The following is a 511-nucleotide window of genomic DNA, read 5'->3' as shown; positions in this document are numbered from 1 at the left end:
CACCAGCTCACCGTCTTTCATTGCCATACGGAATTCCGGATGAGCATTCATCAGGCGGGCAAGAATGTGAATAAAGGCCGGATAAAACTTGTGCTTATTTTTCTTTACGGTCTTTAAAAAGGCCGTAATATCCAGCTGAACGGTCTGGTTATAGGTACATTGAGCAACTGACTGAAATGCCTCAAAATGTTCTTTACGATGCCATTGGGATATATCAACGGTGGTATATCCAGTGATTTTTTTCTCCATTTTAGCTTCCTTAGCTCCTGAAAATCTCGATAACTCAAAAAATACGCCCGGTAGTGATCTTATTTCATTATGGTGAAAGTTGGAACCTCTTACGTGCCGATCAACGTCTCATTTTCGCCAAAAGTTGGCCCAGGGCTTCCCGGTATCAACAGGGACACCAGGATTTATTTATTCTGCGAAGTGATCTTCCGTCACAGGTATTTATTCGGCGCAAAGTGCGTCGGGTGATGCTGCCAACTTACTGATTTAGTGTATGATGGTG

Annotated in this window: 1 protein-coding gene; it reads right to left on the bottom strand. The window is 43.2% G+C overall.

From position 1 onward, the window contains the following. Nucleotides 1-249: CatA-like O-acetyltransferase (locus tag ACK13D_RS22040; RefSeq protein WP_040094987.1), on the bottom strand; the 249-nt coding region annotated here is incomplete at its 3' end. Nucleotides 250-511 lie beyond the last annotated feature (262 nt).

The organism is Pantoea sp. K16 (assembly GCF_048452805.1).
In the GTDB taxonomy this organism is placed as follows: domain Bacteria; phylum Pseudomonadota; class Gammaproteobacteria; order Enterobacterales; family Enterobacteriaceae; genus Pantoea; species Pantoea agglomerans.
The sequence above is the reverse complement of the archived record's forward strand: the minus strand, read 5'-3'. Positions and strand labels throughout refer to the sequence as shown.